The 18833-nt window shown below is 70.4% G+C and carries 1 protein-coding gene (only partly in view); it reads left to right on the top strand.

Translation table 11 applies throughout. The features are described from left to right. On the top strand, positions 1–18833 hold the 3' end of the coding sequence (locus tag KR546_RS04765) for a Calx-beta domain-containing protein (RefSeq protein ID WP_238443559.1). It extends 20560 nt beyond the left edge of the window; the window shows 18833 of its 39393 coding nt (coding positions 20561–39393); its start codon lies off the left edge, out of view; the stop codon is at positions 18831–18833.

Here is an 18833-nt window from a genome sequence, read left to right as displayed (position 1 = left end):
GCGGCACGGTGATGTTCGCCGACGTCACGATCACCGGCGTGGTCGACGCCCACGTCGGGTCGGCCGCCGGCGACGCGCCGGTCAGCGACATCTCCCACATCGACCTGGCGGGTGACCTCGACGTCGACGCGACCGCCGTGATGACGGCCACGCCGGAGCTGTTCAACGCCGCGGTCGGCCTGGTGTCGGTCTCGGTGCTCTTCCCGACCACGACGCTGGCGGGCAAGGTCCGCGCCTACATCGGCGAGGGCGTGGACGTGGTGGCCGACAACATCCACCTCGGGGCCAGCGCGCCCACGCTCAGGGCACTCGCCGAGGCCACCAGCATCGGCGTCTCGGCCCTGATCGGCCTGGGCATCATCGACGCCGACGCGACCAACGACTCCGAGGTCGAGGCGTTCATCGGTGCGCACCGCTCGATCGACGCGAGCAACGTCCAGACCGACGTCCTCGTCCGCACCGGTGGCACGATCGAACTGGTCATCGACACCAAGCTCCTGGCCGAGGCGAACGCGGACAGCATCGGCATCGGCACGGTCAACCTCGGGGTCCTCGCCCCGACGGCCCGGGTCACCGGCTACGCCGGCACCTACGTCCGTGACGGGGTCGACCTGGTCGCCGACGCGTTGACCCTGCAGGCCGGCACTCCGGGCGCACGCCTGCAGATGCAGGCAACGGCCAACGGCAACGCGGTCAACGTCGCCGCGCTGATCGGTGCGGCCATCGTCGTCGCCGAGGCGATCACCGACGGGTCCGTCGAGGCCTTCATCGGCGCACCGGTCGGGCGTACTGCCGGCGGCAACCCCGACGCCACGGTGGCCGTGACCGGCGCCATCACCATCACCGCGGCCTCCGACATCGACGCGATCACCACGGTGAACGCCGCCACCGTCGCCGCCATCGCGCTGAACGTGCTGATCCCGACGTCGTGGGCGATGGGCACCACGCGCGCCTACATCGGCGACGGCGCCGTGATCCACTCCAACGGCCTCACCGTCACCGCCAACGGGGACGTGGCGGCCACGGCCACGACCCTCTCCTTCGCGATCGGGCTGGCTGGCGGCAACGGCGCCGGCTCCGAGGCCGTCGTCACCAGCCGGACCGAGGCCTTCATCGGCCAGCCGGTCCGTCGCAGTGGCCTCGGTGACGCGGCCAACCCGGCCGGCACGCGGGCGGTCGAGATCCGGTCCGCGAACGGCACGAGCCGTGGCAACGTGACGTTGAGCGCCACGACCTCGTCGGTCGCGACGGCCGTGAACCTCGCGGCCGCGGGTGGCGTCCTGGGCGTCAACGTGCTGTTCCCCGAGGCCAAGCTCGCCGGGTTCACCAGCGCGTACGTCGGGCCGAACACCGCGCTGTACGCCGGCACGGTGACCCTGACCGCGACCGAGCCGGTGGCCACCGCCACGGCGACGGCCGGCGGCATCACGATCGGCGCCATCGCGGTCGCCGTCCTGACCGCCGAGGCACGGGTGAGCCGGGCCGTCGAGGCCTTCGTCGGCGACGGCGCGTCCGTCGACCTCGGCGGCAACGCCCTGGTCGCGACGGCGACCTCGCCCAACACCCTCGCGAACGCCGTGGCCATGGGTGGCGGTGGCAGCATCATCGGGATCAACGTCTTCGACGCCAAGGCCATCATCGGCGACGACGTGGTCTTCCTGCCACCGACCCCGGCGGACCCGCAGGACTACGACGCAGCCCGGGGCTCGATCACGCTCCGCTCGGTGACCCGCGCGTTCATCGGCAACGGGGCCCGGATCGTCGACGAGGACGACGCCGGCCAGACGGGCGCGGGCAACGTCACGCTGACCGCGACCGCCACCAGCCTGGCCAACGCCGACATCGACTACGTGGGCTTCAGCGCCGCGATCAGCATCACCGCGTCGGCCGTCGAGGCCAACGTGGGTCACGACGTGGACGTCTTCGTCGGTGACGACGCCATCGTCAACATCTCCGGTGCACTGGTGATGACCGGCACCAACACCGCGACGTCCTCCCCCACCATCAGTGGCATGGACGTCTCGGGTGGCCTGAGCATCTCGGCCCTGACCGCCCGGGGCCGGATCAGCAGCGACACGAGTGCATGGATCGGCAACGGCGCCGAGGTCACGGCCACCAGGGTCGACCTCGACGCGACCGCCGTCCACGGGGCCTCGGTCACGATCGACTCGACCGGCTTCGCACTGCTGCTCGACGTCGACGTGCTCGACGCCTATGCGGAAGACTTCGGCTCGGCCGCGGTGCGCATCGGCCCGCAGCGCGTCCGTGGCGCCTGGGCCTCGGGCCAGACCTACTACCAGGGCGACGTCGTCACCTTCGGCGGAAACGACTACACCGCGGTTCGCTCGCACGCCTCCACCAACGCCAACGACCCGGGCGACGGGACGGGGATGTGGCGCCTCGGCGGCGGCGCATCCGGCTCGGTCGGCAACCCGACCGTGGTGACCGCGACCGGCAGCGGTGGCATCACCGCCGACTCCTCGCTGACGTCGAACATCAACGCGTCGCCACGCTTCAACTCGTTCTCGCTCTTCGGTGCCGTGGGCGTGGCCACCTCGGCCGCCCACCAGGACGGCACGGCCCGCGCCACCGTCGGCGCGTACTCCCAGCTGACGGCCACCACCGGCGACGTCCGGATCCGCTCCTCCTTCACGGGCAAGACCGAGGCCCACGCCACCGGCGTCGCCGGGGCGATCGTCGGCGTGTCGATCACGCGGGCCGACGCCGACCACGACCCGACGGTCCTGACCACCGTCCAGGGCTCGGCGTCCATCACGGCCGGGACCGGGCGCACCATCGAGGTCGCTGCCCGCCACAACTACGGCACCACCGAGCCGATCAACGGCAACGGCGCGCTCGGCTCGGCGTCCAACACCGCCTTCGGCCTGGTCGCCGGCGTCGCGGCCGACGTCGACGCCACTGCCGCGGCGGACGTCGTCACGTCGGTCGCCGCCGGCGCCACCTTCGCCACGACCAACGGCAACGTCGAGATCGCCTCCTACAACCGCAACGAGGCGAACGCGGCCGTCAGCTCGCTCGCCGTCGGTGCCGTCTCCATCGATGCCGGCACGTCCACGGACGCGTTCGCCAACGGTCGGACGACCACCAACTTCGACGGCAGTGTCGGCACCACGACCACCGTGGGGGCCGGTTCGCTGGACGTGCTCGCGATCGCGTTCTCCACCAGTGACGCGTCGATGAAGGCCGGCGCGGGTGGCGCGGTCACCGTTGCCGGTGGCGATGCCCACGCCCACACGTCGCCCGACCTCACGGTGACCTTCGGGACCTCCACGACCACGGTGAACGTCGGCGGCAACGTCACGATCCGCGGCAACCAGGTCAGCGACGCGGACGCCCGTGCGCGCGGCACCAGCGGTGGCGCGCTCAACATCTCCGACTTCAACTCCAGCGTGACGATGAACCCCGACGTGTCCGTCACCCTCGACGACACCAACCTCGTCAGGGCCGGCGGGACGATCACCATCTCGGCCGAGCACGGCGGCGGCGGGTCGCAGGCCAGCGACGGCACCGTCCTCAGCTCCGATGGGACCGGAAACTTCGTCACGTTCACGGCGCTCGGTGCGGGCGTGCCGCTGGCCCACCAGCTCAGCGGTGGCGAGACCATCGTCTACAGCGGCGCCTGCTGCTCCCTGGACAGCGGCCAGGCCTACAACGTCATCTACCGCGACGGCACGTCGCTGTACCTGGGCAACGCCTTCAACGCCGGCTCGCAGGTCAGCACCGCCAACGACACGATCACCTTCAACGTCGAGCACAACTTCGCCGAGGGCGAGTCGGTCTACTACCACACCAACGGTGGTGGCCAGATCACCGGGCTGGCCAACGGGCAGCGCTACTCGGTCAACGTGATCGACGACTTCACGATCAAGTTGCTGCCGGACGGCCAGGGCGAGAACTCGCGGAACGTGTCGAGCATCAACGGTGGTACCGAGGTCATCACGACCACGACCAACCACGGCTTCGCCGACGGACTCAACGTCACGTACCGCGCCCCGGACGCCACCACGCTGTTCATCAACGCCATGGTCGACGTCAACAGCAATGGCAGCGCCGGCCCGAACACGGGCACGTCGTTCCCGCTCAACCAGGTCAACAACCACCGCATCTACGTGGGCCAGCCCTCGACCACGACGCCGAACCTGTGGCTGGCGCACTCCTACAGCAACGGTGACGCCGTCATCTACCGCAGCCTCGACGGCTTCAACCTCGGCCTGACCAACGGCGCGATGTACTTCGTCCACGTCATCAACGCGTTCCAGATCACGCTGCACACGTCGTACTGCGACGCGGTCGGCAGCGCCGCCGACGCCAACTGCTTCCTCCCGGACGGCGGGGACGCGGGCAGTGACCCCGACGCACGCGCGGCCGGTCGCAACCCGGTCAACCTCTCGCCGAGCAAGACCGAGGCCAACCACGACCGCCAGCACTCGCTGACGCTGGCCCAGTTCTCCTGGATCCCGGGCCTGGTCGACGGGACGACCTACCTGGTCGACACGACCGGGCTCGGGGCGAACCAGTTCCGCCTCCAGACCCTCGGCGGCACGCCGATCCTGATCTCCTCGCAGATCACCCGGGTCGACGGCTACAACCCGGAGCTGGGCAGCACCGACTGGACCGTGAACCTGTCAGCGTCCGGCCAGCGCTTCGCCCACGAGGGCATCGACCTGACCAGCACGGGCAGCGGGACCGCACACCTGCGCGTGGACCTGTCGACCGCGCTGGCGGGCAACGACAACGGTCGCTTCTCCGGGATCGGTGGCGCCGCGACCCTGACGTTCTCCGAGGCCGGCGACCAGAAGGCGGTCGCCTCGGGCTCGGGTGCCGGCGGCGGCGCCATCGACGTGCGCAACGTCGAGGCGACGGCCACGGGCACCCTCGACACGAACCTGGACATCGCGTCCGGGGTCGTCCTCGAGGCGAGCACGATCGCCGTGCACACGATCTCGATCCTGAGCCTGTTCGCGACGGTCGACGGCATCGGTGGCGGGTTCGCCTCGTTCAGCGGTGGCCGGGCCACGACCCGGGCAACCAACAACAGTGCGCTCGACATCGCCGACGGTGCGAGCCTGACGGCGTCCGGCGCCATCCAGGTCCAGGGCCGCACCATCACCAACGCCGACGCACTCGCGAAGTCGGACTCGGGCGGCTTCATCGGTGGGACGGATACGCGTTCACAGACGTTCGTGGACCACCACACCAGTGTCAGCCTGGGCGGCACCATCACCGCCGGCGGTGACCTGACCGCCACGGCGCTCACGGACGTGTCGGCGGAGGCGACCGGCGAATCGGACTTCGGCTCCTTCGGTGGGGACGCCGACTCCTCCGCCGACGTGTACGTCGGCCAGACGACCGGGCTCACCACCCTGACGGTCCGGACCAACGCCACACTCACCGGCGCCAACGTCGCCCTGACGGCCCAGACGAACGTCACCGCGACGACGGACTCCGACTCCGACGCCGACTGTGGCTTCTGCGACTCCGACGCCGACAGCCGGACGCACTCCTACGGGACCACGTCGGTCACCCTGCAGACGATGGCGATGGTCGAGGGGTTCGAATCCGTGCGGCTCGAGGCGAACCAGAAGCAGGTCCTGCACGCCAAGGCCAACGCCCGCTGTGACTGCTTCGCCGGTGCGAAGGACTCCACGGCGAACTCCTCCGCCAACGGCACCTCGCGGGTGACCGGCGTCCGGGACGCCTTCGTCACCACGGCCGACCTGCAGGTCTACGCGCTCGCGACCGGCTCGTCGGTGACCCAGCGCGCCACGACCGGCGGTGGCTTCATCGTCTTCGGTGGCGGCAGTGGCTCCTCGCCGAACAACACCGCGCGCCACATCAACTGGGAGTCGACCGCGATCCTGCTGGGCGAGCCCAACCCCGAGATCGAGATCGCCGCCGACGGGACCATCACGAAGCTGGTCAACGTCACCGGGGTCGACGGCCAGGGTGACCTGCTCACCGACCTGTACACGTCGGGCACCGCCGTCGGCGACGGCACGATCGTGCTCGACGACATCATCTACGACCAGTCGTCGACCGTGCTGTTCCAGGCCGACGAGTTCGACGGGATGCCCTCCAGCCAGATCTGGGGCAACGCCGCGATCTTCGACTTCCAGCAGACCTGGGACCACGTGCGGATCGTCAACCGGTCGCTGCACGACATCGTGGTCAACGACATCGACGTGTCGCTGCCACCCGGGTCGAACACGATCACGGTCAACGTCACCAACGTCCCGAACGCCAACGCCCCGGCCGTGATCTTCCGGGACACGGTCGTCGGGTTGGGGACCACGTTCGACTTCGAGATCATCGCGTCCTACATCCCGACGATCGTCGAAATGCTCAACCTGCAGAACGCGAACGCGCCTCCCGCCGAGAACGGCTGGGACATCCTGCTCAACGGTGTCGTCCACAACCCGATCGGCACCACGATCGTGCGCGCCGACCGCGGCGACATCGAGTACACCGACGCCTACGTCAACCCGGGCGGCTACGCCAACGGCACCGACCAGCTCATCCGCACCAACGTCCTGGACCTGGACGCACCCAACGGCTCGATCGGCTCGCACACCGACCCGGCCACGAACCGCATCCCGATCAACGTCGAACTGATCGAGAGCGACTACACCGAGGACGGCACCCCGCCCGCAGGCGACCCGAAGCGTCGCATGCCGATCGGCACCTACACCCCGGGCGAGCCCATCCTGACCCGCGACATCGTCATCACGGCCGACGCCGGAGGCGACATCGTCCTGACGGTCGCCTCCCACCGCCACGCCGACGCCGCGCGGGCCGCGACCGATCCCTTCGTCATCTCCTTCGGCCCGATCGTGGCCGGCGGCGACATCGACATCTTCGTCCTGGCGTCCCAGGACCGCACCACCCCCGGTGGACCCGGTGCCACCCATGTCCACCGTGCCCAGCACGGCCCCGACTTCGTGCCGGACCAGTACCACCGCTTCTTCCGGCCCGACTGCACCCCCGTGGGTGCCACCGCCCCGTGCCCCTACTACGAGCTCGGCAACTTCGCCACCGGGACCACGCCGGTCACCGCCCACTACCTGTTCGCGTCCGGTTGGAGCGACGTCGACGGCGACGGCGCACCGACCGCGGGCGAGCGTCCGACCGGCGGGACGGCCTGGCTCGAGGCCGGCGACGACGTCTCGGTGCGCCACAACAGCGTGGACCACGTCGCCGCGGGTCCGGTCACGTTCACCGGCATCGTGGACGCCGACGCCGATGGCAACGGGGCCGGGTCCGTGATCCTGGCGACGAACGGCTTCGTCAACGCCGAGGAGCGCCTGGGCGACTTCCGGGTGGACGCGATCTGGTCGAGCCGGGACGACGTGAACCTGTGGGCCCTGGGTCGGATCCTGGACGCCGAGGACGACGCCCAGGCCAGCCCGGACCCGTACACGTCGATCACGCCCGCGACGCCGACGAGCGGCACCGACGTCCGCGGGGTGAACATCACGATGCGGGCGGGCCTCGGCGGCGTGGTCGGCGGCATCGGCAACGCGGGCAACTACCTCGAGATCGACGTCGACGTCCTCGACGGGGCGCCGCTGGGCGTGCTCAACGCCTTCGACACCACGGCGGCGTCGACCCCGGGCATCTTCCTGGTCGAGACCGACGGCGACCTGCAGGTCGACACGGTCGACACCACCAACGACGTCTCGCTGGCCACGATCGACGGCAACGTCAACGACGCCCGCAACGGCGGGCTCGGCGACGACGCCTGGAACGTCCGGGGCCAGACCATCGACATCGACGCCAACGACTGGGAGGCCGTCACGACCAGCGTCGGCGGCGCCAACACCGCCGCCAGCATCGGGGACCCGGACGGCAGCAACGACCTCGAGATCGACTCGAACTTCGACGGTGGCAGCGAGGACGTCAGCCTCGAGGCCGACGACTCGATCTACGTCACCGAGACCGACCACGAGCTGCGCCTGGTGCTGGCGCGGGCGTTCACCGGCGACGTCCGGTTGACCGTGCGCGAACACCGCCTGGCACCGCAGGACGACGACCTGCTGCTGCTGGCGGACGGCGACTTCCAGCGTGGGGAGGACGACCTGCTGGTCCTGCTGCACGGCACGATCATCGCCCTGGTCGGCTTCGTGGCCCTGCGCGTCGGTGACGACGTCGACACCCACCAGAACTCGCGGATCCTCGCCGGCGAGACAATCGACATCTGGGGCGACGCGACCGCCGCAGCCCTGCTCCCGGCCGACCTCGACCCGACCTACGGCACCACGATCGTGCTGCGAGGCGAGATCATCGCCGGCTGCGAGAACCCGACCGCGCTGACCTGTGACCCGTCCACGACCAACCCGGGCCCGCTCGACCTCACCACGGTGTACGGCCACACCGACGTCGACGTGATCCAGTTCGGTGACCCGACGGGTGACCCGTACGTCGCCGGTGGCGGCGGGACCACGCTGGGCAGCAACGGCTACATCTTCCTGGGCTCCAAGACGCGCGCGTACGGCACCGACGTCGCCCACGACGACTGCGTCGCGGGCACCGTCGCGCTGTGCAACAACGACGAGGACACCTTCGTCGTGTACTACCTCCAGTCCATGGACGTCGGCTCCGGCCAACTGGGTGCGGCACCGGGGGCGGGCCACACCCTGACCCTGGACGGTCGCGACGACACCGACACCTACGAGATCTTCACCACCGGCTCGACGGCTGACCTCCACGAGCGCAACTGGGTCATCAACATCCTCGACACCGGCCTGGCCAACGACGGGGTCGACGAGGCGTTCGTGTACGGCACCGACGACTCCGACGACCTGTTCCTGCTGCGTCGGTCGCGCTGCATCGACACCGAGTCCGACTACGGCCTTGCCGCCGACGGCACCTGCGCCAGCCCGACCGAGACCGCCGACCGGCCCGGCTTCGTCGCCCTGCTGCACGGCACGCCCGACCAGTACACGACCCAGGTCCCGCCGGCCGACCAGTCGAGCAACGTCCAGCGGATCAACTACGACACGGGCCTCAACGGCCGCCTGAACGTGCACGGCCGCGACGGCGACGACGCCTTCTACAGCGACGACACCTCGGTGATCGTGACACTGGACGGCGGCGCGGGCAACGATGCCTTCCAGGTGGGGCAGGTCTTCGGCACCCACCGCGCGACCTTCGGCACCGCCGGCGACAACGACGTGGCCGCGCCGTTCGGTGCGCTCGGCGGCAACGTCGCACCCGCCGACACCTTCCCGACCCTGGTCGCGACCACGCGGGGTTGGCTGTCACCGGGCACCAACGCACCGATGGTCGTGCTGGGTGGCACCGGCAACGACGAGTTCACGGTCTATGCCAACCAGGCCGAGCTGCGGCTGGAGGGCGGCGACGACAACGACATCTTCACGGTGCGGGCGTTCGCCCTGGCCGCGACCTGCAACGTCGACGTGACCTTCGACGGCGACTGCACGATCGAGGACGTCTCGTCACCGCTGGGCAGCGACGGCGAGTACCTGGCCGACAGCAACGACGACGGGATCTGCAACGCCGCCGACGCCAACTTCATCGCCGGCACGGTCGTCCGCGCCGACGCCAACGACGACGGCCGGTGCACCGCCGCAGACGCGCTGGACACCACCGACCCGACCCTGGTCGCGCTCGACTGGCTCGCGACGGTCATCCCGGTCGACGCCGACGGGGTCGCCCGTCCGATCATCGGCCTAGGCTTCTCGACCGCCCGCCCGCTGGACATCCGGGCCGGTGGCGGCGAGGACGAGGTCTCCTACAACATCAACGCGCCGGTCTCGATCGACGGTGGCACCGGCTTCGACAAGGTGGTCGTGCTGGGCACCGAGTTCGCCGACGACTTCGTCATCACCAAGACCGGGATCTTCGGCGCCGGCCTGAACGTGCGCTACACCACGGTGGAGGTCATCGAGGTCGACGGGCTCGAGGGCGACGACGAGTTCTTCGTCCTGTCGACCGCCTACGGCGTCGCCTACCGGGTGATCGGCGGCCTGGGCAGCGACACGATCAACGTGACCAGCGACGTGGTCGAGGACATCATCGTCCGCGAGCTCGAGGGCATCTCGGGCAGCGTCAACTTCGGCGTCACCTCCGACGACCCCGACTACGACGGGTTGCCGGTCGACGGCATCGACCTCAACGTCGCCACCGAGGACACCGGCAACGTCGTCATCACCGAGACCGACGGGTTCACGTCGGTCCGCGAGGGTGGCCCGGTCGCGATCGACGGCTACGACGTGCGGCTGGCCGCCGTCCCGACCGGACCGGTGTACGTCACCGTCTCGGCCACGCGCTCCAACCAGGAGGAGGCCGACGGGAGTCCTGCCGGGGACACCCTGTGGCTGTGCGCCGGGACCCAGGTCGCGTGCGACGCCGAGTTCGAGTTCCAGCGCGAGCGGTTCATCGCGCTCGGCTCCGACTTCGTCCCACGGCGGGCGCTGGTACTGACCTTCACCGCGGCCGACTGGGACGTCGACCAGCGGGTCTGGGTCTACGCCTTCGACGACCTGCGCTCCGAGGGTGACCGGGTCGTGACGGTCAACCACAGCGTGATCTCGACCGACGACCGCTACGACGGCACCGACGTCCGCAACGTCGAGGTGCTGCTGCGTGACAACGACACCCCGGGTGTCTACGTCAGCGAGGTCGAGCCCGGCACCACCACCGAGGACCAGCGCACGATCGTCATCGAGGGCGACGTCGGCGACCGCCTGACCGACGAGATCCTCGTCCGGCTGGCCGTCGCCCCGACCAGTGGCCAGGTCGTCGTGCGGGTGGTCATCGACGGGGACAGCGACCAGGCCATCGAGATCGTCGGCGCGATCTGCCCGGTCTCCAACCCCGACTGCTGGGACGCCGCGACCCGGACGCTGACCTTCGACGCCACGAACTGGGACGACCCGGTCCGGCTGGTCGTCGCCGCCCGCGACGACGCCCGCCGCCAGGACCCGCGCACCGCGATCATCGGCTTCGAGCTCGACGACAGCTCGACCGGGATGTTCGGCACGGACCCGTACACCTTCCCGAGCCTGTACGCGCCGCCGGTCCGCCTGGACGTGGAGGTCTGGGACGACGAGACCGCGGGCGTGGTCGTGCTGGAGAGCGAGGGCGACACCCAGCTGGTCATGGCCGGCGCCGGCGACGGCATCTGGATGCGCCTGACGAAGGCCCCGACCGCCCCGGTCGACGTCGCCATCGAGACCGACGGCCTGGTGGACGTGGTCGAGGTCGACGGCGTGGCGGTCACCCCGGGCGACTACGCCGAGGTGGGCGGCTACGTCCCGGCCCGGCTGTTCCGCGGCACGATCGACCTCGCCGGTGCGGTCCTGACCCGGGGGACCGGCAGTGACCTCGGCAGCTTCGTCGAGGAGGGCTTCGAAGCCGGCCAGTTCGTCCGGGTCGCCCTCGGCGGGTCGACCTACGACGTCTACGTCCTGTCGGTCACCGAGGACGCGCTGACCCTGACCGCTCCGCTGGGCGCGGCGGCCGGCAGCTACGACGACGTCAGCATCAGCCGGCTGGTCCGCAGCGGCCTGTTCGCCGGCGAGGTCACGGTCAGCCAGGATGCCGACGCCACGAACCCGTGGTTCGGGGGCTGGCAGCTGGTCCGCGACATCACCGGTGACGAACTCGGCTGGCTGGACGACGGCTTCGTCGAGGGCCAGTGGGTCAGGGTCTGCAACGCCGCGAACCCGGCCCAGTGCGCCGAGTTCAAGATCGACCTGGTTCGTGGTGCCAACGACGACAAGGACAGCACGCTCCAGTTCACCCTGACCGACCCGTTCACCGACGTCGCGGTCACCCTGCCCGGCTGGCTGACCGGCACGCTGGACGTCACCGTCGTGCGGATCGCCGCCGTCGTCACCTTCGACGCCGGCGACTTCTCCACCCTCAAGGAGGTCGTGTTCCGGGCCGACCAGTACTACCTGGGCCTGCCGGGCCGCGAGAACGTCAAGGTGTTCCCGGCCACCACCCACCTGCTGTCCAAGCTGCAGGGCCCGCTGGCCGTCGAGGGTGGCGTGGCCGCCGGCGCGGACCGCACCCTGCGCAACGGGTTGAAGCTGCCGGGCGAGACCGACGGGCCGTTGTTCAACATCGCCGCCCAGGCCCCCGAGAGCACCCAGATCGACGTGCTCAACATCTTCGACGACTCGTCGCAGGCCGACAAGTCCGGGACCATGACCCAGACCACGCTGTCGGGCTTCGGGATGGCCGGCGAGCTCAACTTCCTCGAGCTCGACCCCAGCCTCGACCCCGACGACATCCTGTTCGGCGAGTCCCCGATCGTGCCCGGCGGCATCACCTGGGGCGCCATCAACTTCGCCGACGGGGTGGTCGACACCAATGGCGGCCAGTCCACCGTCGAGGTCGTCAACCTGATGCTGGGCGAGGGCAACGACCACCTGGTGATCGAGGGCACGCTCGACCCACTCACGCCGGCCGAGACCACCGTCGTGGTCACGATCACCCCGATCGACGACGTGACGGGCGGGCTGCTGGTCCCGGTCCCGGGCGTCTCGCTGACCCGCAGTTCCGGCAGCTGGATCGGCGACGGCTACACGGTCGGCGAGAACGTCACCGTCACGGGGCTGGTGGGCACCTGGCAGGTCGTCGACGTCACCCACGCCACGCTGGTGCTGCGCCCGGTCGGCGCCGCGGTCGTCCCCGCCGGCCCGTCCACGACGACGGTCACCGTCGCCGAGGCGGGCGCGGTCGAGTACGACGGGGCGATCACGGTCACGCCGGGCGACATCGACGGCTACGTGGACGTGACCCGGCCCAGCGGCACCTGGGAGGCGGACGGCTTCGACGTCGGCCAGCAAGTGCTGATCAGCGGCACCGAGGGCTCGTGGCGGGTCGTCGCCCTGGACGGCGCCACCATGACCCTGGCCCCGCTGACCGGCGCGACCGAGCCGACCACCGGCACCGCCACCCTCCAGGTGCCGGGACGCCACGGTGGCCTGACCGTCGTCCACGGCGGCGGCAACTGGGAGCTGGCCGTCACGGCCGACGTCGAGGTCGAGACCAGCACCACCGCCGGTGCGACCGTGCGTCGTGAGGACGGGCTCGCCTGGGCCGACGACGGGTTCCGGGTCGGCCAGCGCATCACGATCGACGGCGTGCTGTACGAGATCACCGGGTTCGCGGGCACGCCCACCGACTGCATCCTGGACGACCCGTACGACGGGTGCGGGATCGGCAGCATCCTGGTGCTGGAGCGGATCACCGGCACACCACTCGCGGTCGGAATGTTGGCCGCCGCGTTCGTGGCCGTGGTCGACCCGCGCCGGGTCGAGCTGTCCGCCGCCATGTCGATCCGGGTGAACACCGCCGTCGGCGGGGCGCTGCCGACCTCGACCCTGACGTGCTCGGGCTGCGACTTCCTGGCCGCCGGGTTCCGGGTCGGCCTGGTCGTCGAGATCTCCGGGATCGCCGGGCCGTTCACGGTCGTCGGCGTGACCGCGACGACCCTGACCCTGCGGGGCGCCGCGCTGACCCCGACGATCGCCGACCCCGCCGGGCCGACGTACTTCACGGTGCCGCTGACGGTCGTCGGCCACGACCCCGACCTCGCCGGCGACGTCCGCATGGGTGGCGACACGATCGTGCTGGACCCGGCCGACGGCGCGGTCCTGGGTGGGCCCGACTCGCCGCTGGTCCTGTACGGCGACACCTCGCAGGACGGCGCCTGGTACTCCGGCGACCCGTCCACGGTCGACGGCCGCGTGTTCGGCGACAAGCCGTTCAACCCCTTCGTGGACGTGCCCATCGACGAGAACGAGGACGCCCAGTGGGTGTTCCCGGTGGCCAACACCTACTCCAACGCCGGCAACGACGTCATCGACGCCAGCGCCCTGTTCGCCGACCGCGACGCCGCCGACCTGCCATCGGTCGGGGTCACCATCTACGGCGGCGAGGGCGACGACACGATCCTGGGCAGCCAGGCTGGCGACCACCTCGCCGGCGGCTCCGGGGACGACCTCATCCTGGGCCAGCGTGGCACCGACCACGTGTACGGCGACTCGGGCATCAACGTCGACATCCTGACCCGCGGGCTGACCATCCCGACCACGAACACCAGCGTCTTCGACAACGTCGACCTCATGGAGGCAGGACGCGACGAACTGCACGGCGACGGTGGCTGCCCGACGATCTGGCAGCTCGCCGATGGCTGCGGCTCGCCCGACGGCACCGTCGGCGACGGGCCGGAGTGGGCATACGACGACATCATCGGTGGCGACCACATCCGCGTCGACCAGCACGTCGCCGACCCCAACCTGCCCAGCCCGCTGCTGCAGAAGATCCAGACGACCCGGATCGCCTCGGTCCGCCGGATCAGCTCCGTGGCGTTGCAGAACGGTGACGACGACGTCATCTACGGCGGCCTCGGCCGCGACGTCATCCTGGGCCAGGCCGGCCACGACATGGCCGACGGCGACCTGGACGACGACCTGGTGTTCGGCGACAACGTCGTCCTGGACCGCACGCCGCGGATCACCGAGGACCCCGACTCCACCGACGTCGAGACCGGCGACATCACCTCCGGTCGGTTCCAGACGCTGTGCGGCCAGATCATCTACAGCCGCTCGGACATGAGCCAGTGTGGGTCCACCCCGACCGGCGACACCAGCGGGGAGCTGCTCACCGACGGTGAGGCACGCGACCACCGCGACCCGGACACCGCCCCCTGGTGGGCCCAGTACCTGGTCGACTACGCCGCGTGGCACAACGTCGCCTTCGAGGACGGCCTGTTCGGCGTCGGCAGCTGGGGCAACGACTACCTCGCCGGTGGCGGCGACCACGACATGGTCTTCGGCCAGCTGGGCAACGACATCATCCAGGGCGACGGCGGCATCGAGTCCGCCCACGCCGCCGACCACCACGTCGGTGCGTCGCGCACCCCCGACGGGTGCCCGGCCACCGCCGACCCCGACGACGACGCGCCGACCGCGGCCGGCACCTGCGACCTGGTCGGTGACCTGGACCTGGTCGCCTCGTTCGACGCGCCCACCGACGGCCAGGACTACGTCGAGGGTGGTGGCGGCAACGACATCGTCTTCGGTGGCCTCGGCCAGGACGACCTCGTCGGTGGCAGCTCGGACTTCTTCAGCCTCGACGACGAGCGTGCCGCCGAGCTGGCCGCGAGCAACCCGGAGCTGGACGTCGACACCGGGGTCGACCTGCGGCCCGATGGCGCCGACATCCTGTTCGGCGACTCGGGCCTGCACACCGACCGCAACGACAACGGCGGGATCGACCCCGGCGACGCGGTGCCCGGTGCGCGCCACGTCGACAACGCCGACGTGATCGTCGGCGACAACGGCCGGATCATCCGCATCACCGGGACCAACGGCACGGACGTCTGCGACAACACCCCCGGCAACGCGACCTACGGCTGCGACAGCGGCACCAAGTACGTCGAGTACGCCTGGGACGACGTGTACGGCGCCTCGGTCGTCGTCCGCGGCGTCCACCTGCTGGACTACACGCCGGGCGGCCCGGACTTCCGGCCCGACCGGTTCGGCCTGGGCGACGGCGAGTGCCACACCGGTGGCAGCCAGACCGTGGACGACTGCAGCGACCACTTCCCGATCCCCGACCCGGGTGGCCGCAACATGGTCGAGTCGCCGGGCTGGGTCGAGGTGTTCGGCAACGACGAGGTCCACGGCGGGCTGGGCGACGACGACATCTACGTCGGCGGTGGCTCCGACGTCGTGTACGGCGACGCGGACGACGACGACATCATCGGTGGCTGGGGCAACGACTGGCTGTCGGGCGGCGTGGGCCAGGACGGCATCCTCGGCGACGACGGACGGATCTTCACCAGCCGCAACAGCGACACCGGCTGGACCGAGTCGGGCACGCCGTGCACCGGCAGTGGCAGCGGCACGTGCTTCTCCGAGCCGCTGTACGGCATCACCGCCTTCCAGCCGATGGGCACCTGCCCGGAGAACAAGTCGGTCCTGTGTGGCGACTACCTCGACCAGTACATCTCCAGCCCGGGCGAGGTCCAGACCGCGATCATCAACATCGACGGCGACCTGAAGAAGACGGTCGACCTGACCCCGATGAACCTGACCCCCAACGCCTCGGGCGGCGACCAGCAGCTGTTCGACGCCAACAACTCCGACGACGTGATCTTCGGGGGCCTGGGCGGTGAGATCCTGCCGAACTACCCGAGCGTGGTCGGCCAGCGCAACAACGAGAACCCGCCGGTCGGGCTGCCCCGCGGCATCGGCGGCGACTTCCTGCACGGCGGTGCCGGCGACGACGCCATCGCCGGCGGCGAGGCCATCTGGAACGGCTACACCCAGGTGTTCGACCGTGCGACCGGTGACCTGCTGGACAATGCGTACCGCACCGACTGGACACGGCCGTACAACCCCGGCGACCTGCTGCACTTCGGCGAGGACGACGACGCCTGGCACGACAACGGGCCGATCGTGGACCGCCTCGGCGAGTTCGCCCTCTACGACGAGTACGACCCGCGCCGCACGATCCTGCTGAACGCCGACGGCACCGTCAACAAGGGCCAGTCCGGACTGGTGTGGTTCCTCAACCTCTACAGCGACGAGGGCCCGACCATGGACGGGTGCGTGGACCTCGCACCCAACGGGACCTGCCTGGCCTACGCGCACCGGCACTCCGACGGTGGCGACGCGATCTTCGGGGACCTCGGCAACGACTGGCTGGTCGGTGGCACCGGGCAGGACTCGATGTACGGCGGCTGGGGCAACGACCTGCTCAACGCCGACGACGTCATGACCGTGGAGGGTGAGGGCGCGTTCGGCGACCAGAAGGGCAAGAAGATCCAGCCGTCGCCCAACGACACCCCGGACACGCATCCGCTGTACCAGGACCGGGCGTACGGCGGTGCCGGGCTGGACGTCCTGATCGGCAACACCGGTGGCGACCGGTTGATCGACTGGGTGGGCGAGTTCAACTCCTACATCGTGCCGTTCGCCCCGTTCGGGATCGCGACCGTGTCGCGCCAGGTGCCGCCGTGGCTGTTCGAGTTCCTCTACGCGCTGTCGGCCAGCCAGGGCGCGGACCCGACGATCGCCAGCGCGGTCGGCTCCGAGGAGGAGCGCAACGGCGAGCCGTACGGGGAGCTCGGGCTGATCGTCCAGCAGGACCACGGCCTGTGGCAGGACCAGACCGGTGGGCCATCGGACCCCCAGCCGGGCAACATCCCGGGTGGACGTCGCGACGTGCTGCGCTCGGCCGACTTCAACGACGGTGCCCTGACCGGGTTCGTGCGTGACACCGGCAGCTTCGAGGTCTCCGGCGGCGTCCTGTCGGTGGGTGCCAGCTCGCTGGGTGGCGACGCGGCCGCCGTCCTCTACGCCGACGCCTACCTCCCGATCTACTACGAGGTCCACGCCCGGGTCTGGATGGACAAGGCCACCGGGGGCTGGAAGTCCAACGCGTACGTGATCTTCGACTACTTCTCGCCGACCGACTTCAAGTTCGCCGGGATCGACGACGCGACCAACAAGCTCGTCATGGGATACCGGGACGCCTCTGGCTGGCACGTCGTCACGCAGTCGTCGGTCCCCGGTGGGGTGCGCCACAGCCGCTGGTACGACCTGGTGATCTACGTCAACGGCACGGTCGTGTGGGTGGCGATGGATGGCCGGGACTTCTTCACCCACACGTTCGCACCCCGAATGCTCAACGGTGAGCAGGTGGCCCTCAACAAGGGCCTGGTGGGCTTCGGGTCAGACAACGCCCGTGGGCGGCTGGACAACTTCACCCTGCAGGTCCTGCCCGCCACGATCACCCTCGACCTCACCGAGGAGTTCGACGACGGCTTCGGGGCGGTGGCCCGGCCCCCCGCCAGCGGGACGTGGACCGCCACCGGTGGCCGCCTGACCACCACCGTCAGCGGCGCCACGCCGGCGATGGCGGCCGTGGACCCGGGTGGTCGCCTGCAGGCCAACGCCTACCTCGAGCTGACGACCACGCTGCGGGTGTCCGCCGGGGGTCGGGCCGGGCTGTCGTTCGACACCTACGGGGTGGACGACACCAAGTTCGTGCTGCTGGACCTGGCACGTCAGCAGGTCCAGGTCGGCCACGTGTCACCCCGCGGTGGCCTGGTGGTCGACGCGGCCGTGTCCTGGTCGCTGGCGGCCGGCGTCGACCATGTGCTGATGGTGGTCATCAAGGGTGCGTCGGTCAGCGTGACGCTGAACGGTGCGTTCGTGACCAGCCTGGCCTTCAACGCGGCGGTGGCCGACGGCGCGTTCGGGTTCCTCGCGCTGGCCGGCACCCTGTCGGTCGAACGGGTCCGGGTGCGCACCGACGGGCTGATGGCCTCGTCGTCCACCACGAGCACGACCGCCCCGCCACCGGAGGACGATCCGGGCGATCCGGGCGACGACCCCGGCGACGAGCCGACCGCCCCGGAGCCCGATGACGGTGGCGACACGCCCGGCGAGCCCGCACCCGAGCCGGTCGTGCCGACGGTGTCGATGACCGCCTCGTCGCTGACCGTGGACGAGACCGACGCCACCCACGCCGTGCCGCTGCGCATCGAGCTGTCCGAGCCGACCACCGTGCCCGTGACGATCACGGTGACGACGCGGGCGGGGTCCGCCCAGGCCGGCGAGGACTTCGTGCCGGCGACGTTCACCGTGACGTTCGCGGCGGGCCAGACCGTGGCCACGGTCGACGTGTCGATCGTGGGGGACAACGGTCGCGAGGGCACCGAGTGGTTCGCCGTCGACCTGGCCGTCGTGACCGGGGCGACCCTCGGCTCGACCACGTCGACGACGATCACGATCGATGACGACGACAAGGGCCGACCCCGGTGA

It is taken from the genome of Salsipaludibacter albus (assembly GCF_019798055.1).
Lineage (GTDB): Bacteria > Actinomycetota > Nitriliruptoria > Nitriliruptorales > Nitriliruptoraceae > Salsipaludibacter > Salsipaludibacter albus.
The sequence above is the reverse complement of the archived record's forward strand: the minus strand, read 5'-3'. Positions and strand labels throughout refer to the sequence as shown.